At 48.2% G+C, this 20,991-nt stretch carries 23 protein-coding genes; 9 read left to right on the plus strand and 14 right to left on the minus strand.

The window, feature by feature from the left end:
* Nucleotides 1–10: 10 nt before the first annotated feature.
* Entirely contained in the window at nucleotides 11–472 is a 462-nt protein-coding gene (locus FVF72_RS07235) for a DUF2124 family protein (RefSeq protein ID WP_147671701.1), read from the minus strand.
* Nucleotides 473–553: 81 nt separating this feature from the next.
* On the opposite strand from FVF72_RS07235, the gene FVF72_RS07240 reads away from it, so the two are divergent.
* Nucleotides 554–1,111 (plus strand): thiamine-phosphate synthase family protein, encoded by a 558-nt coding sequence (locus FVF72_RS07240; RefSeq protein ID WP_147672017.1) that lies wholly within the window; start codon nucleotides 554–556, stop codon nucleotides 1,109–1,111.
* 1 nt (nucleotide 1,112) lies between these two features.
* The gene (locus FVF72_RS07245; protein WP_147671702.1) at nucleotides 1,113–2,117 is read left to right on the plus strand and encodes an SIS domain-containing protein; all 1,005 of its coding nucleotides are present in this window, start codon (nucleotides 1,113–1,115) and stop codon (nucleotides 2,115–2,117) included.
* A 98-nt stretch (nucleotides 2,118–2,215) separates the two neighbouring features.
* Here the strand turns inward: FVF72_RS07245 and FVF72_RS07250 are convergent, their stop codons facing one another.
* The 4 genes from FVF72_RS07250 to FVF72_RS07265 form a co-directional block, all read right to left on the minus strand.
* Nucleotides 2,216–2,653 (minus strand): Hsp20/alpha crystallin family protein, encoded by a 438-nt coding sequence (locus FVF72_RS07250; RefSeq protein ID WP_255503684.1) that lies wholly within the window; start codon nucleotides 2,651–2,653, stop codon nucleotides 2,216–2,218.
* The gene (locus FVF72_RS07255; RefSeq protein ID WP_147671703.1) at nucleotides 2,646–3,656 is read right to left on the minus strand and encodes an NOG1 family protein; all 1,011 of its coding nucleotides are present in this window, start codon (nucleotides 3,654–3,656) and stop codon (nucleotides 2,646–2,648) included. The genes FVF72_RS07250 and FVF72_RS07255 overlap by 8 nt, the downstream gene beginning before the upstream one ends.
* A gap of 73 nt (nucleotides 3,657–3,729) precedes the next feature.
* Nucleotides 3,730–4,308, minus strand: coding sequence for a TIGR00296 family protein (locus tag FVF72_RS07260; protein WP_147671704.1), 579 nt, complete (start codon nucleotides 4,306–4,308; stop codon nucleotides 3,730–3,732).
* Complete coding sequence (locus FVF72_RS07265) at nucleotides 4,305–5,669, minus strand: TldD/PmbA family protein (RefSeq protein WP_147671705.1); 1,365 nt, start codon at nucleotides 5,667–5,669, stop codon at nucleotides 4,305–4,307. Before FVF72_RS07265 ends, FVF72_RS07260 begins: the two co-directional genes overlap by 4 nt.
* Before the next feature lie 219 nt (nucleotides 5,670–5,888).
* Here FVF72_RS07265 and FVF72_RS07270 point away from each other — a divergent pair, with 219 nt between their 5' ends.
* The 4 genes from FVF72_RS07270 (at nucleotide 5,889) to FVF72_RS07285 (ending at nucleotide 9,965) form a co-directional block, all read left to right on the plus strand.
* Nucleotides 5,889–7,436, plus strand: a complete 1,548-nt coding sequence (locus FVF72_RS07270) for a homocysteine biosynthesis protein (RefSeq protein ID WP_147671706.1) — start codon at nucleotides 5,889–5,891, stop codon at nucleotides 7,434–7,436.
* Nucleotides 7,433–7,819: a 4Fe-4S binding protein gene (locus FVF72_RS07275; protein WP_147671707.1), complete on the plus strand. Its 387-nt coding sequence runs from the start codon at nucleotides 7,433–7,435 to the stop codon at nucleotides 7,817–7,819. Before FVF72_RS07270 ends, FVF72_RS07275 begins: the two co-directional genes overlap by 4 nt.
* A gap of 41 nt (nucleotides 7,820–7,860) precedes the next feature.
* Nucleotides 7,861–9,039, plus strand: a complete 1,179-nt coding sequence (locus FVF72_RS07280; protein ID WP_147671708.1) for a GMC family oxidoreductase N-terminal domain-containing protein — start codon at nucleotides 7,861–7,863, stop codon at nucleotides 9,037–9,039.
* A 134-nt stretch (nucleotides 9,040–9,173) separates the two neighbouring features.
* Nucleotides 9,174–9,965, plus strand: a complete 792-nt coding sequence (locus FVF72_RS07285) for a succinylglutamate desuccinylase/aspartoacylase family protein (RefSeq protein ID WP_255503685.1) — start codon at nucleotides 9,174–9,176, stop codon at nucleotides 9,963–9,965.
* A 216-nt stretch (nucleotides 9,966–10,181) separates the two neighbouring features.
* On the opposite strand, the gene FVF72_RS07290 is transcribed toward FVF72_RS07285, so the two are convergent.
* From FVF72_RS07290 to argC, 6 genes are all read right to left on the minus strand, one after another.
* Nucleotides 10,182–11,852, minus strand: coding sequence for a pseudomurein-binding repeat-containing protein (locus FVF72_RS07290; RefSeq protein WP_147671709.1), 1,671 nt, complete (start codon nucleotides 11,850–11,852; stop codon nucleotides 10,182–10,184).
* Between the two features lie 9 nt (nucleotides 11,853–11,861).
* Nucleotides 11,862–12,326: an aspartate carbamoyltransferase regulatory subunit gene (gene pyrI / locus FVF72_RS07295; protein WP_013296057.1), complete on the minus strand. Its 465-nt coding sequence runs from the start codon at nucleotides 12,324–12,326 to the stop codon at nucleotides 11,862–11,864.
* Nucleotides 12,327–12,344: 18 nt separating this feature from the next.
* Nucleotides 12,345–13,553 carry a preprotein translocase subunit SecD gene (locus FVF72_RS07300; protein ID WP_147671710.1) on the minus strand — a complete coding sequence of 403 codons (1,209 nt, stop codon included), beginning with the start codon at nucleotides 13,551–13,553 and terminating at the stop codon, nucleotides 12,345–12,347.
* Nucleotides 13,550–14,386, minus strand: coding sequence for a protein translocase subunit SecF (locus FVF72_RS07305; RefSeq protein WP_370511826.1), 837 nt, complete (start codon nucleotides 14,384–14,386; stop codon nucleotides 13,550–13,552). The genes FVF72_RS07300 and FVF72_RS07305 overlap by 4 nt, the downstream gene beginning before the upstream one ends.
* 29 nt (nucleotides 14,387–14,415) lie before the next feature.
* On the minus strand, nucleotides 14,416–14,913 hold the full coding sequence (locus FVF72_RS07310) for a flavodoxin (protein ID WP_147671711.1): 498 nt from the start codon (nucleotides 14,911–14,913) through the stop codon (nucleotides 14,416–14,418).
* Between the two features lie 95 nt (nucleotides 14,914–15,008).
* Nucleotides 15,009–16,010, minus strand: a complete 1,002-nt coding sequence (gene argC / locus FVF72_RS07315; protein WP_147671712.1) for an N-acetyl-gamma-glutamyl-phosphate reductase — start codon at nucleotides 16,008–16,010, stop codon at nucleotides 15,009–15,011.
* 202 nt (nucleotides 16,011–16,212) lie between these two features.
* On the opposite strand from argC, the gene FVF72_RS07320 reads away from it, so the two are divergent.
* Complete coding sequence (locus FVF72_RS07320) at nucleotides 16,213–17,010, plus strand: transglutaminase family protein (RefSeq protein ID WP_255503820.1); 798 nt, start codon at nucleotides 16,213–16,215, stop codon at nucleotides 17,008–17,010.
* 28 nt (nucleotides 17,011–17,038) lie between these two features.
* On the opposite strand, the gene FVF72_RS07325 is transcribed toward FVF72_RS07320, so the two are convergent.
* Nucleotides 17,039–17,494: an adenylyltransferase/cytidyltransferase family protein gene (locus FVF72_RS07325; RefSeq protein WP_187239675.1), complete on the minus strand. Its 456-nt coding sequence runs from the start codon at nucleotides 17,492–17,494 to the stop codon at nucleotides 17,039–17,041.
* Nucleotides 17,495–17,520: 26 nt separating this feature from the next.
* Complete coding sequence (gene hisA / locus FVF72_RS07330) at nucleotides 17,521–18,261, minus strand: 1-(5-phosphoribosyl)-5-[(5-phosphoribosylamino)methylideneamino]imidazole-4-carboxamide isomerase (RefSeq protein WP_147671714.1); 741 nt, start codon at nucleotides 18,259–18,261, stop codon at nucleotides 17,521–17,523.
* 229 nt (nucleotides 18,262–18,490) lie between these two features.
* On the opposite strand from hisA, the gene FVF72_RS07335 reads away from it, so the two are divergent.
* Nucleotides 18,491–18,997, plus strand: coding sequence for a V4R domain-containing protein (locus FVF72_RS07335; protein WP_255503687.1), 507 nt, complete (start codon nucleotides 18,491–18,493; stop codon nucleotides 18,995–18,997).
* Between the two features lie 37 nt (nucleotides 18,998–19,034).
* Here FVF72_RS07335 and FVF72_RS07340 read toward each other — a convergent pair whose 3' ends face one another.
* Nucleotides 19,035–19,952 (minus strand): DMT family transporter, encoded by a 918-nt coding sequence (locus FVF72_RS07340; RefSeq protein ID WP_147671715.1) that lies wholly within the window; start codon nucleotides 19,950–19,952, stop codon nucleotides 19,035–19,037.
* 204 nt (nucleotides 19,953–20,156) lie between these two features.
* On the opposite strand from FVF72_RS07340, the gene truA reads away from it, so the two are divergent.
* Entirely contained in the window at nucleotides 20,157–20,978 is an 822-nt protein-coding gene (gene truA / locus FVF72_RS07345) for a tRNA pseudouridine(38-40) synthase TruA (protein WP_147671716.1), read from the plus strand.
* Nucleotides 20,979–20,991: the final 13 nt, after the last annotated feature.

Genomic DNA, 20,991 nt, shown 5'->3' on the forward strand with positions numbered 1-20,991 from the left:
TCGATAAATATCACCTTCTGAGGACGAACCCCTCTATATCTGCGTTTATGACACAGTCAAAGTCAAGGAGGTCGTACCATCCGGCCCTTGCAAACATGTCCATGTAGCATATTCCCATGAGCATCCCGCCCTCAACAAGGGCCTCATCGGTGAGCCTTTTAACTTCCTCAATATCTGAACCTATACCTGGCATTGAGAGCCCCCCCAGCAGCACGAGGACATCGACCTTTTCTGATTTCATTTCACCAAGCTCAACCCCATATTCTGTTAATTCCAGTGTTCTTGCCCTTTTAAAGTCCGTGTTGGGTATAAATATGTTATCCTTGTCCCTTGAGGCGTATGCAAATAGCTGGGCAAAGGGTGTGCAGACCCCGGGTACACCTGCAAAGCCTATACTATCAGCATCCTTAACAGCCTCCCGGAATACACCGAGATGTTCCTTTATACCCCTGAATTCCTTCACCTTCTCCATACTGACACCTCAAAACTTATAGTTATAAATTAATGGTCTCCATATAACTATTTTACTGGAATATTCTCTTTGAGTGATATCATGGAAATAGAGAACGTTAAGATGGCCCTTGATATGCTATCATCATCTGAATGCTTCGGGATTCTCATACCTGAGGTGAGGTCCAACCTTGTAATGGCACGGGAAAACCCCCGCGATATCGAAGATGTTGTGGCGGTACCTGGCAGAATCACAGAGTTCCGTGGGAGGGCCTTCGCATGCAGGGAACCTGAATTCGGGGCATCATCCCACATGGCCCGTTTCATAATAGCCCTCAACAGGCACTTTCCCTGGAAGAGAAGCGCACTTAATATTAAATTTGATGAAAGTATAATTGATATCTGTGGGGACCATGGAATGGTGGTCTCATCATATGACCGCAGCAGGGAACCCCCAGAGGTGCGGGAGATCGAGGGCGGCACCATACCCTGGGGTGTTGAGGAGGCCATAAGAAACTCAGAATCACCCCCTGATGTCATATACCACAGGGGTGCATGGGGCAAGGAGCCAATGATCGTACTCACTGGAGGAGATGCAGTTGAAGTTGCAGAGGCAGCCCTTAGAATAGCTGAGGATTATGAAAAACTTTTGGGGAGATGAGATGAAATACAGGATGTACACAGAGCTCATGGAACAGCCAGGATCACTTAAAAGGACCCTTAAAGCTGAAGGGGACAGAATGTCCCAGATATCAAATGAGATTGCTGACTGCAGACGAATATACCTTGTTGGATGTGGAAGTTCACTATCCACATGCTACAGTGCAAGGGATGCAGTTGCAATGAACTATGAGCTTAACATTGATGTCATGACCGGCTATGAATTCTACTACCACAGAAAGATTGAGGAAAGGGACTCTGTGGTTATATTCACGTCCCAGTCCGGGGAGACAGCAGATACCCTCGCGGCACTTAGAAGGGCCACTGAACTTGGACTTAAAACGGTGACGATCACAAATGAACCTGAAAGCACCATGGCCTCTGAGTCCCAGAGCACCATAATAACCCGCTGTGGCAGAGAGGAGGCCATACTTGGCACCAAGACCTACATGACACAGCTCTTGGCCCTCTACAGGATATTATTTGACATGCACACCGATGAGTTATCTGAGAGGATACTCTCAGAACTGGACGAGCTACCTGATGAGATCGGGAGGCTCCTGAGTGACACCGAGGATGACTGCAGGGGTCTTGCAGAGGAGCATGCAGGGGAGGATATATTCTACTGTATGGGGAGCGGCCCAAACTATGGACTGGCATACAAGCTTGCCATGACCATGCTCATGGAGGGCGCCCTGAAACATGCCTGTCCCCTCTATTCAGGCGAATTCAGGCATGGACTCATTGAGAGGGTGGAGAAGGGGGTGCCGGTGATATTCCTTGAGTCAGGATTTCCGGGTGATGAGCTTACAGAGAGGGCTTTGAGGTTCTGTGAAAGTCTTGGAGCTCTGAATATAGTATTCAGGATGTCTGATTACTCTGACCTCAGTCCACTGCTCTCACCATTTGTGCTTGCAGTTCCCCTTGAGTGGTTCGTATACTACCTTGCCCACTTCAATGGTGAGGATCCTGGAAGCACGAGGCATATCGGCAAGGTCAGATACTAATGAATTATTACTTTCTTTAAAGTAATCCGTGAACCGATTTTTATTAGCCAGCAAAAATCAGCCTAAAGTTCCAGTGGCAACAAAAAATAGGAGGTGGTTCATTCCACCTTGAGGACCTGTTTCTTTTTGACCTCCACCTTTGGAAGCTCAACTGTAAGGACACCATTTTCAAATTTGGCCTTGGCCTCTTCGACCTTTATCTTTTCAGGGAGCCTCATCTCCCTTCTTGCCTCACCGTATTTCCTTTCCTTTTTGACGAAATTGGCCTCCTTGACCTCAATTTCCTCTTCAAAGACTGCAGATATGGATATGGTATTTTCTGTGAGTTCTATGTTTATATCTTCCTTCTTAACACCGGGAAGGTCCGTCTTTATGATTATCTGGTCATCTGTTTCTATGACGTCCATGTTCAGCTTTTCAGGTATGTTCTCGGTGTACTCTGATATCTTCTTCTCGAACTCCTTCTGCATCTCCCTCATGTTCTTTATCATATCTTCCATCATCTTCTCGGCCATCAGCCTTCTTTTCTCAAACATTGTCATAGGTTTTTCCAGTTTCTTTTTCATATAAACCCTCCAGTTTTTTTACTATCTCGGAGACCCCTCTGCCCTGGAATGCAGACACCATCAGTGGTTCCTCAACCATATTAATATATTCTTCCAGATACTTAACATTTTCTGCAAGGTCCATCTTGTTGAAAACCGTGATGATGGGCGTTTCAAAGATACCCTTTATGCCAAGATAAAGGCTGTACTGGTTTTCGAGTGTGTACCCGCAGGTTTCTGAGGCGTCAAATATGAAGAGTATGACATCGGCTATGTTCTCAAGGGCAACCATGGCCTGTAGTTCAATGTTGTTCATATCCTCAACCGGCCGGTCAAGGAGACCTGGAGTATCTATTACCTGAATTTTCCGCCATTTACGTTCAAGGTGGCCTATCTGTATACCCTTGGTGGTGAAGGGGTAATCAGCAACCTCTGGTTCTGCACCTGTCAGTGTCCTGAGGAGCGTGGATTTCCCCACATTTGGGAAGCCCGCTATAACAACCGTGAATGCGTCGAAGTCCACGGTTGGCATGTTCCTGAGCTTGTTCTTTGCAAAGTCAAGGAAGTCAAGGTCCCCTTCAATTCTTCTCACAACTGATGATATCCTCCCGAAGGCCTCTCTTCTTAGGTTGGATGCATCTGATGGCTTTGAACGTTTGATTTTCTTCATGTAATCGGATTCAAGCTGATTGAGTATTCCGACAGCCCAGTTAAGCGCGCCGAGGGACTTTTTGAGGTCATCCACACCCACTGTTACATCGATGTAGTCCTGATAGAACTCTGGCAGTGACTCTATATCTGGTATGCGCTGGATGATCATCTTCAGACGGTCCCTTATAACCTGGCATGCTGTCTGGATTCGTGTGGATTCAATTATCTTGGCCTTTTTCTGTCCAGGGATCTTTGAACTCCTCTTGAGGGATGCGGCTTTCCTGGCCCTCCTGAATCCCTTATCAAGGAGTTCATCCGCTGTTGGAACTGTTGGTATTATCATGAAAATCACTCTTCTCTATTAATAACTTTGGAATATTTATGTGTGGTGAACCTCAAGGGTGTGATTCTGGGTTTTATCTGTAGTCCTTTTCACGGAATATCTGGGCCTGAAACCTGTAAACCCTTGTCTGGGGGTCATAGAAGCAGTCAGGTGGAAGTCCTGCCTTCATACATGTGTTGCAGAGGAACTCCTCAGCATCCCATCCCCACTCTGTTGCAACCTGTGGCAGAAGAAGGCCCCTGGCCCATCCCCTCTCAACGATGAGGCCATCAACACCAACCCTTATTCTCTGGGGATAGTCAGCAGGATTTTCAACCCTGATGGGGGTGGGTGGTGTGAGGACGCTGACCTCAACCTCTATCTCATCAAGTTCAGCAGGTTCAACAGGCGGGAACCTGGGGTCACGTGTGGCCGCGGATATGGCGGCGTCGATGAGGGCATCTATGAGGGGTCTTACCGGTTCAGGGTAACCTATGCATCCCCTGAGCTCACCATTCTTCTCCAGTGTAACGAATACTCCCCTCTTCTCCCTGAATTTATCAGGAAGATCTCCTGGTAATCTGAAGGTTTCGGAGCCTCGCAGGTGCTCCTCAATTACACTCCTTGCAATTTCAACAAGCAGCCTTCCCTCCTCTCTTGATATGGATTTCATGTTCCACCAACCATTGCATTCAGTATCCTCACATGGGGCCCCCCATCACCCACAGGGACGCTCTGTCCTGATTTACCGCAGAAGCCAATACCAAGTTTGAAGTCTGACCCAACACCATCAACGTTCATGAGGGTCTCAAGAACGTTTCCTGAAAGTGAAACATCCCTGAGGGGCTCACATATCTCACCATTCCTTATCCTGAATGATTCAGCCGCATTGAACTGGAATATCCCCTTACCTGTATCAACCTGACCTCCCCTTGAACCCCGAAGGTAGATGCCGTCACGTATATCCTCAACGAGTTCATCAAATGATAGGTCTCCTGGTTCAAGGAATGTGTTGCTCATCCTGACAATGGGCTGGTCCCCTATGGCTGAACGTGCATTTCCTGATGGTTCAAGACCAAGCTTGAAGGCTGTTTCCCTGGAATTCAGGAGTGATCTGAGAGTACCGTCCTCCACAAGAACGGTCCTTGATGCCTCCACACCCTCTGCATCGTAGCTGTAGCTACCAAAACCCTCTATGGTTGGATCGTCAACTATGGTCACAGACTCTGAGGCGATCCTCTCACCGAGCTTTCCCTCAAGGATTGAGTCACCCTGAAGTATGCGGTCAGCCTCGGCGGCATGCCCCAGGGCCTCATGTATGAAGACACCTGTAAGTTCAGGGTCTGTTATTACATGGAAGCGTCCTGAGGGGGGTGAATCTGCTGATAGGAGTCTCACCGCCTTCTCACCTGCCCTGCGCCCGAATTCTTCGATGTCCTCCCTTTCAAGTATCTCAAATCCTCCTGTGCCACCGCAGCTACCATGGCCAAACTGTATGCTGGTACCGTCGGATGCAACGGCGTTGAGGAACAGGGCAACCTTTGAATCGTTCATCTCTATGCAGGATCCCTCAGAGTTGAGGAAAACGGTTGAACTCTCCATATCAACATAACTCACGGTGGTGCTCACAACCCCATCAACCGATGCCGCATGGTGAGCCTCAAACACAAGCTCCCGTTTCTCATCTGCTGGAACATCTGAGGGGGCCCTTGATGATTTAACGGTTGTCTTATCGTTTTGGGGCTGCAGTGAACCAACCTCAACATCGCCCCTCAGTGATTCTGCCATCTTTAAAGCATGGAGTGCCATTCCCTCCAGTTCTTCTGGTTCATCGGTGAAGGCGAATCCCCATGAACCATTTTTGAGCACCCTTATTCTGAACCCTGCAGCCTCTCCTGACTTGACCTCCTGTACGTTGCCGTCCTTGAGTATAATTGAACCTGAAGATGAGGTCCCTGCCCTTAAATCTGCGTATTCTACCTTTTCAGCTATACCGCTGATTACCCTCTCCAGATGATCCATATCGATATCCATTTCCCATCAGCCTTCAAGAAGTTTCTCTAGGTTTATCTGTAAGTGGAGCCTTATGATTCTTTTGCCTGTTTAGTTGAATGGTATCCATTAAGGTTTAGAATGCCATTGCAAGTAGGCAGATCTTGATTGGGAGATTCAGTGGATTAGATAAATTATTTAAATGAACACCCATATACCAACTAATCAGTTTATTTTACAGATAGCACCGGATGTGGTATATTGAAAACAATTGAGGAAATAAACCAGAAGATCAGGGATGGGGATGCTGTCGTCGTAACTGCAGCTGAGATGACGGCAATTGTGGCTGAAACCGGACCAGAAGATGCTGCAAGGGAAGTTGATGTTGTTACAACCGGTACATTTGGTGCTATGTGTTCATCAGGCGCTTTCCTCAACTTCGGTCACTCTGATCCACCAATAAAGATGTCGAAAACGTACCTGAATGGTGTGGAGGCATATTCCGGACTTGCAGCTGTGGACGCCTATATAGGGGCAACACAGCCAAACAGGGACCCTGAGATAGGCCTCAGCTATGGGGGTTCACATGTCATAGAGGACCTCATAAGGGGAAAGGAGATAGAACTGGTTGCAGAGGCCTATGGTACCGACTGCTACCCATTAAAGAGCGTGGAGACCCTCATAAGTCTCGATACAATAAACCAGGCGGTAATGGTGAACCCCAGAAACTGCTACCAGAACTATGCGGTTGCCGTCAATTCAACCCAGGAGACCCTCTACACCTACATGGGAACACTCCTTCCAAATTACGGTAATGTGACATATTCAAGTGCAGGGGAACTGAGCCCCCTCCTCAATGACCCATACTTCCAGACGATCGGTTTGGGCACAAAGATATTCCTCTGCGGTGCAGAGGGCTATATAATCGGGGAGGGCACACAGCACTCAACAGATGTGGATAGAAAGAATGGTGTTCCTATTTCAGCCGCAGGGACCCTCATGGTCAGGGGTGATATGAAGGAGATGGACCCTGAATACGTGAGGGGGGCGACCATGCCAAGGTACGGCCCCACACTCTATGTTGGGGCGGGGATACCCATACCGGTACTCAATGAGGATATAGCAGCTGCAACAGGAATATCAGATGAGGAAATAGTCTGCAGGGTGATAGACTACGGTGTTCCAAGAAGATCAAGACCAGTTATCATGGAAACAAACTATAAGGAGCTCAAATCAGGTAAAATTGAAATAAATGGTGTTGAGGTCCCAACATCTCCACTTTCATCACTTAAAAAGGCGAGGGAGATTGCAGAGGAACTGAAATCATGGATTGAAAGGGGAGATTTCCTCCTCACAGAACCCATAAAACCCCTACCATCGAGGGGCCATTCCACAAAGCCACTGGAAATAAGGAGGCCCTCCATCATGGTGAGGGAACTTGAGAGCAAACCTGTGATAATGACCCATGAGGATGACGACCTCAGGGAGGTGGCGAGGAAGATGGTTGACAACAACATAAACCATATACCTGTTGTTGACAGCCAGGGCATCCTCAGGGGTATTGTGACATCATGGGACATCGCAGATGCAGTTGCAAGGGGTAAGAGAAGCCTTAAGGATGTAATGACCCGTAGAGTAATCGTAGCACGGGAAAATGAACCCGTGGACGTTGTTGCAAGACGTATAGATAAATATAACATATCAGGTTTACCGATAGTGGATGAGGAAAACCGGGTGAAGGGTATAATCACAGCAGAGGATATTTCAAGGCTGATAGGAAAACTGGAGAATAGGGGAGAGTCAATATGAAGGCCTGGCTTAAATTCTCACCTAATATCGTTAACAAATCCATAATATCAGAGGCAATAAAGAGGTACGACATTGACTTCAACATACTCCGTGCCAACATCACACCCCGCGGGGGTAAGATGCTCGTTGAGATAAGCGGTCCGGAGGAGAAGGAGGGAATAGACTTCATCGAGGACGCTGGAATTGAGGTTCACCCTGCAATGAGGGTGGTGAAGAAGGACAGGGAGAAGTGCGTTGACTGTGGGGCCTGCGTCTCACTCTGTCCTGTGAGCGCAATATGCATCGAGGATGACTGGGAGATAAGAATTGACGACCAGAAGTGCATAGGATGCAGCTTCTGTGTGAACTCATGCCCTACAAGGGCCATAATGCTATTTGAATGAAACAAGGATCCGGTTTTCAGATCCTGAAGAAAAGGTGAATTATGGTTCTCATAGTCGGTTCAGGGGCCTCAGGGGCAACCCTTGCAAGGGAACTTGCAGTGGGGGGATTTGATGTTACCGTAATAGAAAGGGGCCCCTACGTTCAGGACAGGGACGCATTTCTGTGCTACGATGAGAGTTCAGATGACCCTGACATCCTTAAAACAAGCTGTGTGGGTGGATCGACACTCGTGGCAGCAGGTAACGCCGTAAGAGTCCTTGAGGACACGCTGAAGGATTATGGTGTTGATATAACAGATGATCTCGATGCCATTGAAAGGGAACTTAATGTGCGGGAACTCCCTGATACACACATCGGGAGGGGGACTGCACTCATCATGGATGCGGCAGAGTCCCTTGGACTTAAAATCAGGAGGATGCCAAAGTTCATAAGACCCGAAAAATGCAGACCATGCGGTAAATGCTCCTTTGGCTGCCCCAGGAGTGCCAAATGGTCTGCCAGGGAATTCATGGATGAGGCCATTGAACACGGCGCGGTGCTGGTTAAGGAGACAGAGGCAAGGGACCTGATCCTGGAGGGGGGGAAGGTCAGGGGTCTTGAAACATCAGCAGGCAGTTTCCATGATGAAACCGTTGTCCTGGCAGCAGGGGCAGTTGAAACCCCAAGAATCCTAATGAGGGCAGGTATTGATGCAGGGAGAAAGTTCTTCATGGACACCTTCGTTACGGTGGGGGGCATACTTGATGGGATCGGGTTCTGTGATGAGGTCCAGATGAATGCACTCATTGAAATGGACGGCTTCATACTTTCACCCCACTTCTCAACCCTTCTCTTCCCTGAAAGGGATAGGGGTGACGTTCTGGGGCTCATGGTCAAGATAAGGGATGAGGCCTGCGGTCGTGTGGAGACGGGTAGGGTTGTGAAGCATCATACCCAGAGGGATGTTAGGTATCTCGCTGAGGGCGCCGCCCTTGCAGGGGCGATTTTATCTGAGGCAGGGGTAAGGGCGGATACCCTACGATCCACACGCCCCCGTGGAGCCCACCCTGGGGGTACAGCGGCCATAGGGGATGTTGTGGACGAGAACCTTGAAACATCCATTCAGGGCCTCTTTGTGGCCGATGCCAGCGTTCTGCCTGAGGCACCAGGGGCCCCACCGATCCTCACCCTCATGGCACTTGCAAGGCGCCTCGCAAGGCACCTGGCATCTTATTTATAACATTTTTAGATTTTTTAACCAGTCACAATTTTTCTTTTCGGGACGTTAAGGAAGACAAAATTAATTTATTAAGTCTTTTCGGAACCAAAAATCAATATATGATGCTGAATATATGATAGGAAAGGTGAGGATTTATGAGAAAAGCACCGTTGAAATTTCTAACCATTCTTGTTACAGTCGCATTCATCCTTTCATCTGTGCCCGTGGCTTCGGCACTCAAAACTGAGATCATTTATACTGGTACAGGGGGGGATGTATCAAAGAACTATTACATCAGGCACTACTCCCCCCACACATCGGTAACATCAGGGGTTTTTCAGGCTGCAAAAAAGGGCACTCCAATGTTCACATTTGGAAATGGTAGCAGGAAGGTTATAATAGTTGCAGGTGTCCATGGAAATGAACTTCCAGCTTCAATTGCCGCTGTTAAGCTCATAAATTATCTTTCAGGTAAAAGGATAAACGGGACGGTCTACGTTGTACCGTTCCTCATACCCTCATCCACTGCCCGGAGTTCCAGGTACTGGAATGGTAAGAACCCCAACAGCATTGCAAATGTGAGGGGCACACCATCCAACAGGATAGTTCAGGTGGCTGCTTCAAGGGGTGTGAGTGCCGTGGGGGACTTCCACTCAACAAGGCCCGGTGGAGTGCCGGGGAAAACATCGATTCTATGCACAAGGATACCAACCTATGAGAGCTACAGGATGGCATCCTATATGAGCCGCTACAGCGGATCAGCCCTCATACCATCACAGGTGGCAGGTAAGGATTATCCAGGAGCCCTTGAGGATGTCTGCAACCTTGCAGGTATCCCTGCAGTTACAGCGGAGGTCCGCTCCCCCCATGGTTCAGTTGCATCAGGTAGTGTTACAAAATCCTACACCCAGATGATAGCCTTCCTGAAGTACAACGGCATCATCTGAATGAGGTCACCTAGGGAAAATATCGGGTGTTCAAGGGCTTCTGAAAGAAGTAATTTATCGTGGAATTCCCAAGAGCCGAAGTCTTAGTACAAAGGCATCTGGGAAAACCTATTCCTTTCTTTTTAATGGAACATTATCTGTATTCGTTTTGCAGAAAAAACATATCAAATTAGAGATGAAAAGGGTATAAAATAAAAAAAGAGATTTTTGACACATCTATGTTATTAGGTCCTTTATGAACTGGACCACAGTGTCAATGAGGCTCTCACCCACCTTAACAGATGACGGGAACACCATCTTGCTCTTATCTGTGTGGTTCTGGATTATCTGTGCAAACATCAGTGTGTACTCGTCCCTTCCAAGCTTTTTATCACCAACTGAGACATAGGCGGGAAGCCTCCTGTTGGCCTTTGCGAATTCATAGACCCTCCTTGCAGCGTCACGGTACTCGGCCCTTGTGAGTGTCCCAGTGTAGGTGTTGCTTGATGAACTGGCGTCTGATATTGCAGTTGTGTTCTTCCTGATGGGGAGCCCTGCTATGTACTGGGATGCAAGGTAGGCCCACTCCTCCCGGGCCATCACGGTCGTGTTACCACTGACTATGCGGCGGGCATCTGCTGAGAGTGTGGTTGGATCGATTTCATGCCTTGCGATGTACACTGATGAATTCACTGTCCTCAGGTGCTCACCATCTGCAGAGTAGGCGTGGTCGATGAGGTTCATTGCTGTGAAGTGAATCTGCTGGCTCTGGGGTAAAACCTTTGGTTCCAGGAGAAGGATACCCGAAGTCTTGAGGTACTCTGAGGGTTTACTGATACCTGCAAAGTAGACATTTGAGAAGTTATCATCCCAGGCCCTGGATAGGTAGCTGGTCTTCTCAAGGTTGAGGCTACCGTAGTTCACATAGGCCACCCCGTCGAGACTGGAGGCGTATGATCTGAGGTAACCTGATTTTATTCCTGAGATGGTACTGTACATCGTCCCGGGACATGCGGCTGCTATGTAAACAGCAAGGGATCCTGGGGGGGCATTCTTAATGGCACGGTCGGCTTCCCCGGGGGCCGGTGACCTCTCATCTATTATAACCCTGGCTGACCCTGCTATCTCTGCCTTTATGGATTCCATGAGTGTTCTTCCATTAACACCATTCAACCTGTCTGAGCTCATGTATATGGTCTCCAGTGTTCCTGAAGCGTAGCGGTTCATTATAACAGATGTGGTTGGATAGCATGATGACCAGAGAACCGTTCCATTGACTCTAACTGATGTGGATGTGGAGAATACGCCTGATCTCCAGAGTGTCATCGCCACGGGGAGAAGCGACCTGGGTGCCATAACCCTTGGTCCTGATTTTGGCTGGAGGGCGCTCAGTGTGGCTGAATCACTGCCATACCACACCCTCTGGTAGGGTATGCCAAGGCCCTTCAGTGATGATGAGGGTATGGCTGATGCAGGGGCGCATATGATTATCTTCTTGGGCTTCAAACGCTTTATCTCTGTTTTTGTGGCTGATGGCAGCGTCTTTCCACTTATAAGGAGGGGGGCATCATTTTTTATTGCAGCATATGCTGCTGAGATATCTGACCCCGTTCCAAGGACAACCACGTTGCTCCTGCTCCAGTAACGTGCAAGTGAGGATGTCCTTGCAGGGATACGGGTCCCATTAACCTTAACGTCACCAACAACAACTGTGTCCATCCCCTTAACATACTTGAGGACGGACTTCTCTGGAGTGTAACTGCTCACCACAAGCCCACTTTTTGTATGGGCTGCCACAGGTGCCGTTATAATGGTATGGGATGAATCGGTTACAAAAACAGTACCGGCTGCCGGTGATATAAGCAACAGGAACATGATGACCAGTGCAGATACCTTAATCTCTCTCATGGAATCACCCTAAAACTGGGATTCTATCTCCTCGGTCTCGATGAGGCGCTCACAGTAATAGCATCGCAGCATCACAGGTTCCTTTGATATGACATAGAACCGGTTCTCAACGCCCTCATCGCTGTTGGTGATACAGTTGGGATTGGGGCACCTCAGGATGCCCCTAACCTCATCCAGAAGCCTCACCTTGGCCTTTTCAACAATCTTGTAATCCCTTATGATGTTTATGGTAGCTCGCGGGGCTATCAGGGCTATCTGATCCACCTCGGATGACTCAAGTTCCCTGTTCTCTATCTTAACAATATCCTTGGAGCCAAGCTGGGATGAATCCATGTTCATGGCAACCGTCACCTTGCTCCTCCCATCAGGTAATCCAAGGATATTGAGTACATTGAGGGCCCTGTTGGCAGTTATATGGTCTATAACCGTCCCGTTCTTTATTGGCTTGACCCGCAGTTCAAAGGGTTTCTTCATCTCATACCCACCTTCAGATCACCTTCTACCCAGATTGAAGGTTTCAATGAACTTTGCATACACAGGTCTTGTTATGAACACACCTATAAGCACCCCAAGGACGGTGGTGAATGCGAAACCTGAAAGGAGACCTATACCCGTGGCACCCCTTGAAAAGCCCACGTAGGCCAGTGGAAGCATTGCGGCTATCAGGGTACCTGCAGATGCGAATATTATGAAGAAGGCATCCTTTATCCTGAACTTACGTCTGGTTCTCCTGCCCTCACCTGCCAGCACCTCGTCTGTTATGATGATCTGGTCATCCACACCGGTACCTATGGCTGCCAGTATACCTGCTATTGCCGCAAGGTCAATGTTCCACCGTATAACGGCAGCTGCACCCAGGATGATTATGAGTTCTGCAAGTGTCGTCATGAAGATGGGCACAACCAGGAGGGGGGTCCTGTAGCGTATTATGAGTATGACGGCAATTGCAAGGACAGCAAGAAGCCCTGCGATGAGTGCACCCTCCACAAACTGTTTTCCAAGTTCCGCGGATACACTGCTCACACCAACAATTTTAACCTTCACAGGAAGAGACCCTGATTTCAGGAGCGTCTCTATCTCCTTGGCCTGGGCCTCAGCCTCTTCCTTGCTGTTCTCAGCCCCTGTTATCCGGACATCCGTGGTTGGTTTTCCTGTTGCAACCTCCGGTGAAATCTCAGGGGAGGTGATCAGACGGTCATCCAGGTACATGTTGACTGGCTGCCCTGCTTTGCCCCTGGCAGCCTCAGCGAACCTCTGAGCCCCTTCAGTTGAAAGCTTGAAGGGCACCTCCCATTCATTGGCTGTGATTATGGGTGCCTGGACACTCACAATGTCCGCCCCTGTGAGGACGGTCTCGTTTCCTATCCGGGCCTCAAATTTACCTGGTTTACCAACTATGTCTGCAACCTGATCTGGCTGGACACCTGCAATTTCAACTATAACATTCTGATCGCCACTGGCACGCACCTTCACGTCCTTGACACCGAATATGTTGAGCCTCTTGTCCAGCACGCTCGTCACTGTATTCATTGTGGCAGCATCCACCGGCTTTTCAAGCTGTATCTGTATGAGCGAACCCCCCTTGAGGTCAAGACCCTGCTGGATCCCCAGGGTTGACACCGCAGCTATACTGCCTGCAACGAGGACAAGGAGGAGTATAACCCTGTAATCTTTGAGGAATTTTGAAACCTTCCTGTTCATGCTTTAACCTCCAGGTACCACCTTAGAATTCCAAGGTTCATGAGCCAGGTGGTTATGATGTCTGCAAGGAGCCCTATTATGAGTACAGCGGCTATGTTACTGAGGACCTGTGCCTCAGGCATAAGAAAGACAGTGACCAGGTACAGGGCTGTCATTGAGGCTATGGCCGATATGGACATGGTGAGCCCCGTCTTCATGGCCCCCAGAGCCCTCTGGTTGATGTCACCCTTCCTCTGTTTCAGGACCCTTGTTGTGAGGAGAATATCCGTGTCCACACTGTAACCTATGAGCATGAGTATGGCACCGACTGAGGCAAGGGAGAGTGGTATTCCAAAGGCGGACATACCACCAACTGCTATTATTATGTCGGACGCTGCTGCAAGGATAACAGCGATGGAGGGTATCGGGTCCCTGAATACTATGAAGACGGTGATTGACATGAAGAGGAATGCGAATCCAACGGCCCAGTATATCTGATTCAGTGCCTGCTTGCTCAGTACAGGTCCTACTGACTTGTAACTGTTTATGGTCGCGGTTCCCTTAAGGGCATCACTCACCCTGACAACATCCAAATCGGTACCGAACTGTACCGTCGCCCTTTTACCTGTCACCGAGAGCACCTTCACATCATCCAGGCCCAGTTCACCCTTGAGGAGTGATTCCAGTTCCGGACCACTGATGCTCTTCTCAAGGGTTAGCTCTGCGAGAGCCCCGCCCCTGAGGTCCACGCTTTCATTGAGACCATGGAAAACCACAAGGAGAAGGGCCAGCAGTGTTATGGCTGCAGGTATTGCTATGAGCGGCTTGTATGATCTGAACATCCTATCAAACAATGTTATCACCTGATCTCTTTGGCAGTTCATCACCTGGAGCTGTATATCTTCAGGTCCTTTTCTGCCATAAGCTTGAGTGTATCCTCCCTCACCTGGATAAGCTCCTTTCCACCGGTTTTCTGCATGAAGAAATTCACTATACGGCCCCCTCGGGCCCTTATCTTTTCAGACATGCGTTCGATTACCCCCTCACCACCCTGCCTGCTCATGGTTGTAAAGGGTATCACGTCCTTTCCCATGAAATCTGCCCTGTCAATGAAGGTTATCACTGCAGGTGCGGGCTTCCCGGCCCAGGTTGGGGTGCCAATGTATATGAGGTCATATTCTGAGAGTTCAACCCTTTCTGGACTGATCGGGGTCTTTGATTCCCTAAGCGCATCTATTGAGGACTTAAAACTACTTAAAAATCCTCTTCTATCCTTAAGATCCTTGATTTCAGTTAGATCAGCATTCAGTTCCTCTGCAAGTGTCTTTGCCACCATTGCAGTGTTTCCTGTGCGTGAATAGTAGATCACACATGTCTTCATCGTATCACTCAGCTTCATCACCTAACAGATAATCTGATCCATTTATTTATAATATAATTTTCTGTTCACTTAATATTTCCCTTGAATCCAGAATCTCATGGATGCATTCCAGGGAAGTCAAGGCCCTCCACCTCACTGAATCCACACATTATGTTCATGTTCTGTATGGCCTGACCTGAGGCACCCTTCACAAGGTTGTCTATGGCAGAGACTATAACGGCCCTCTGGTTATCATCCACCTCAAAGCATCCTATGTGGCAGAAGTTTGAACCCCTCACAGCACTGAGCACAGGCATCCCATCGACAACCCTGACAAAGGGTTCTCCATCGTAGAAGCCCTGGAATATCTCCATGAGTTCATCCTGATTGAGGTCCTCACTGAGGAAGGTGTGTGCGGTTGTGAGGATGCCCCTTGTTACCGGGACAAGGTGTGGGGTGAAGCTGAGCCTCACAGGGTTAAACCTTGAAAGTTCCTGCCTTATTTCAGGCGTATGCCTGTGTCTTGTCACGTTGTAGGCGGTAACATTGTCACTGCATTCAGGGTAATGGGTGAGGGGGGTTGGCTTCACACCGGCACCACTCACACCTGTCTTTGAATCAATTATGAATGTGTCGGCAAGCTTCTCATAAACCAGTGGGAGACATGCAAGTATTGCACCTGTGGGAAAACATCCAGGATTCGCCACAAGATCTGCAGATTCTATCTCCTCCCGGTGAATCTCGGGAAGACCATAGACAGCTTCAAGGGGTTTTTCATGTTTGATCCCATACCACTCCTCATACGTACTGGGGTCCTGGAACCTGTAGTCCCCGCTGAGATCCACAACCCGCATACCCCTCTCTAGCAGATCGGGAACGATCTTCATGGAGGCTCCATGTGGGGTGGCCGTGAAAACGATATCCGCATCCACCTTTTCCATGGACTCCTCGAATTTCAGGTCAGTGTCCTGGAGATGGGGATGTACGCGCGATACAGGAAGACCACTGTACTGCCTTGAGGTTGCAGCCACCACCTCCACCTTACTGTGGTTATCAAGTAATCTGAGGAGTTCACCACCTGTATATCCGCTGGCTCCAATAATACCCGCACTGATCACGTCAATCACCTTTGCTAATTTATTAGTAGTTTGGTGGAATGCATTTAAATAAGGTTGTATTCTGCTTAAATGGACCAAAAACTTATAAATGGAGTGGCATAGAATTCTTGAATGTCCACGGGGGAGAAGTTACCCCCACAATGGAGGCGGTAAAATTAAGCGTCACTCGATATTTGCAGTGCTGCTACTTCTCGGGGTGGCAGTGTTGCCTGCGGGGTATGTGAGTGCAGCTGATTCAAATGTAACATCCAATGCAACGGTTAACAGCACAGCAGCCAGTACCTCTGCGTACACAAAGGTATCTCCATCAACAACAGTGAGTTACACCTACCACGAGTATGTCCCGTATACTGTGAGGGTGAAGGTTTCCTATATGAAACCCTACACAGTGAAGGTTAAGACACCCATAAAGAGGTACTACTACAGGAAGGGAAAGTACAGGGTGAGGTACGTCTACAGCTACACCTATGTGACCAAGTACCGTAAAACCTACAGATGGGTTACAGAGACACGCTACAGAAAGGTTACTCGGATCGGGTATGCTGAGATGGGCGATTACCTCAGGGAAACAGAAAACTGCCAGGTTTCGGATCCTGAAATTTCTTCTCTAAGTTCTAACCTGACTGCAGGATGCACTTCAACCTATGAGAAAGCTGTCCGCATATTCAACTGGGTCAGGGATAATATAGACTACAGCTTCTACTACAACACAAAAAACGGTGCGGTTGAGACACTCCACAAAAGGTCAGCCAACTGCTGTGACCACACACATCTTCTGGTTGCTCTTGCAAGGGCTGCAAACATACCAGCAAGGTACATGCATGGTAAATGCGTATTTAGAAGCGGAAACACCTATGGACACGTCTGGGGACAGTTATATATCAACGGAAAATGGTATGACGCAGACGCAACAAGCTTCTCAAACACGCTTGGCACAATAAAAAACTGGGACACCTCCAGCGCATTCATAAAAGGTGTTTACGCCGAATTACCATTCTAGAATCTCAAATATCCAATTTTTTATTTTTTTAACAGTTTTTCAGGGCGTTCTCATCAAATTCCATCTTCCGTATCTTTTTTATTATCTTACAGGTACTGTCAAGTTCGGATCTTCTGTATTTGCCCACCCTTTTAACCTCACACTCAAGGCCCCTTCTTCTGAGTTCATCCCTCAGTTCATCGATATCGAACTTCTGATCTGGGCCTATGGCGATTATATCAGGCTTCAACCTGTGAACTATCTCAAACATATCGGTTTCACTTCCAAGGTAGGCATCATCAACGGGTTTGAGCATCCTTACAACTTCAAGTCTCTGCCTTTCACCTATGATGGGCGTCCTCTTACGCGCCCTTACCGTGGAGTCCCTCGCAAGTACAACCACCAGTCTGGCGTTTTCTCCCCCAAGTTTCTTTGCCTCCTCAAGGAAAAATCCGTGTCCCGGGTGGATTATGTCAAATGTGCCTGTGGCCATGACGGTTTTAATTTCAGTTCGCTCATCAACGGATCCGTTCATTTCAGTTTCTGATATTTTAAGGCCTCCCTGAAGTCTATTTTACCCTTATAAATCGCTGAACCAATAACAACACCTGCGGCACCTGTTTTCTGGAGCTTATCAATGTCCTGAATGCTGCTAACACCCCCTGAGTAAACAACGGGGACATCAACGGCATTCACAAGCTCAATCACAGGTTCTGGATCAAATCCGGATAGAAGGCCCTCAAAGTCCACATTTGTAAAGAGTATACTTCCAGCCCCTTTCTCCTGGAGTTTTCTACCCATTTCCACTGCTGTATGTTCTATATTCTCTGTCCATCCCCTTATCACCACCTTTGAGTTTCTGCTATCGAGTGAGACCATTATACGGTCTGAACCGTATTCCCCTGAGAGATCCCCTATAACCTCAGGGTTTTCGATGGCCATGGTGCCGAGTATTATCCTCTCAAAGCCCATCTCCAGGAGTTCAGAGGCATATCCCTTACTTCTTATTCCCCCACCTATCTGGAGTGGTACAGAGACCCTTTCTGTGATTTCTTTAAGGATATCGGTATTCCTCTCTGAACCCAGGGCACCGTCAAGGTCAACCACATGGATGGTCTCAGCCCCCAGGGATTCCCATCTCTCTGCCACACCGGCAGGGTCATCAATCACAACCTGCTCGGTGCCAGGTTTTCCCTGCACAAGCTGGACGCATTTACCGTTTCTTATATCAACAGCTGGAATTATGAGCATTCTATCCTTTCTGAAGGTCATATTATCACTTTAAAGTTAATCTATGTTTAAATGGGCCTCTGAGAAACCCCTTGCAATAATTATCTTCCCCATATGATACCCACTTTTCACTGAAAATATTTAAGAATTTCACCCACATATATTAAGACATAATAGGTGTTTGCAATGACCGGTTTAAGGGCCCTCATCAGGGAAATACAGAAAGATCACAGACAATGAAATCAAATCTGAAACAGGAAATGGAACTCTTATGGGTCCAAGGGGTCCCCTCAAGGAAAAGATAGAGTTCAGAGACCTTCTGAATCCAGGTAGAAGGTATTTTTCAGCTTTCAAAGAGGACGACAAGTATGTATCCAGCTTCCGGCTTGGCCACTTCAATATCCCTGATATAATCGCCGGGTCAGCTGCAGGTGTCTCATACATTGGGGGCATGAACCTTGGAAGGGCGCTTATAAAGGAGGGCCTTGCAGATGATACCCGATCACTGGGGGAGTTAATGCTGGAGCATAAACTCGGGATACTTGACGTGATATCTGAAGAGGGGGACGGAAGGCACCTCACGATGGACATAAGGGTCTATGAGTGTATCGAGTGCTCGGGCCTTCCAAATATTGGACGCCCCATCTGCTTCTTTGAGGCAGGCATAATAGCAGGGGCCCTCTCTGAGATACTTGGGGGAAGGGTTGATGCATATGAGAGGCGCTGCTGGACCAATGGCTACTCCTTCTGCCAGTTTGATGTGAGGGCCAGAATCTGATCAACTGTTTCAGTGGAGATTGAGCTCCAAGCTTGAACTATTTTTTCATGCCGTTCCAGTAGAGAATTATAACCCCAGTGAGCATCACAATTCCAGAAACCACCTGCATGGCTGAAAAGGGTTCATTCAGGATTAAAAACGCAAATATGGCTCCAAAGAGTGACGATAGAGGGAACAGGGACCCCACCATCGCCGCGCCTATCTCCCTTACTGCAATGTAGATGAGGATGAAGGAGCAGCCTATACTGAAAATCGAAACCATGAGTGCATAGGGGAGCATTTCAGGCGGGAGAACTGTGCCCAAACCGAGAATCAGCATGATAATCAGGAGCAGAAAGCCCCCCACAGAACTTTTGATACCTGAAAGAAGGATGAGGTCCCTTTTTTTGCTTAAAAATTTACTTAGAACTGTGTCAAGGCTCCAGAAGAAGGCCGCTGAGATAACAAGGAGGTTACCGCTCACCGCCACATTGTTGAAGAGACTCTGAAACTCACCATCACTGACGAGGTAGGCGGCTCCAACTACGAGAAGCATTATTCCAAGGAAGTCCTTAAATTTGAGCGTCTCCCTGAAAATCAGGTAGCCGAGGATTATGATGAAGAGAACCTCAATGTTTAAAAGGAGGGATGCGTTAACTGCTGTTGTCTCACCAAGACCAGTAAGGAAAAGTACAGGTGCAATAACCGTGCTTAGGAGTGCTGTGAGCAGGAGTAAAAGGTAATCCCTTCCGGTTATTCTGCTCTCTATCTCATCTGTTCTGTTGATCATGTCAAGTATGTTCTCCTTGAGGGGTGACTGCCTCACCATGAAAAGAAAAATGCCTGCAATTAGGTATGTGTAGGCCCCGATGGTTATGGGGTGCATCTCAGATAACATTATCTTGTCAAGGGTTGCTGACATACCAAAGAAAACCGTTGCAGTTATGATACTTAGATAACCCCAGACCTTTCGCATACCTGCACCCCAGAGTGAGTGAATCATCAAAATATAACTTGCAGATCACATATAAAACATGGCATGATGTCGGTTCAGATATCGCTGACGCAGATTATAAAAGTAGCGTATGGTTATTTCCGGAGTTATGCTTAGTAGTCAGATGTTCATCAATAACGAATTAAAGCATCCATTGCTCTGTAACATTGTTCAGGGGGATCTAATATGAAGAAGATAGCACTTAAGGTTGCATATATCGGTACCAACTATCACGGGTTTCAGAGACAGCCTGATGTCCCCACTGTGGAGGGAAAACTCCTTGATGCTCTGAAGGAGGCTGGCGTAATCAGGAGTCCTGGAGAGTCCCGCTTCCAGATAGCGGGCAGGACTGACAGGGGTGTCCATGCACTGGGGAATTTTGTGAGCTTCTTCACAGAAGAGGAGATCCATGTGAACCAGATAAACGACCTCCTCCCCCCTGACATAAAGGTCCTTGCCTGGGCATCTGTAATGTACCCATTCAAGGTGCGCTACCCCCTTGAGAGACACTACCGCTACATTCTACACAGGGGGGAGTCCATGGACACTGATGCAATGGCCGAGGCAGCTGAACACTTCAGAGGCACCCACGACTTCAGCAACTTCTCGAGGAGGAGGGACAGGAATCCCATAAGAAAAATAAATGATGTCAGGGTATCAGAAGATGAGAACTCCATCCTGGTGGACGTCTACGGTGAAAGCTTCCTCTGGCAGATGGTACGCAAAATGGTGAGAGTCCTCCTACTGGTTTCAGAGGGGGAACTATCTCCAGAGGATGTTGCAAAACTTCTGGATACAGACGAAAGGGTTTTCATAGACCCGGCGCCCCCTGAGAACCTCATCCTCATGGACCTCAAATATGGGGTTAAGATAAAACTCAGGCATGATGAATATGCCATTGAACGTTTCAGATCCCTTCTTGAAGAGGAATTCCGGAGGTACCGTGACATGTCAATGGTCAGGAGAGTCATGGGAGATTCCCTGAAACATATACGCGACTCTGACTGAGTTCCCCTCTGGT

The sequence above is a fragment of the Methanothermobacter sp. KEPCO-1 genome (assembly GCF_008033705.1).
Lineage (GTDB): Archaea > Methanobacteriota > Methanobacteria > Methanobacteriales > Methanothermobacteraceae > Methanothermobacter > Methanothermobacter marburgensis.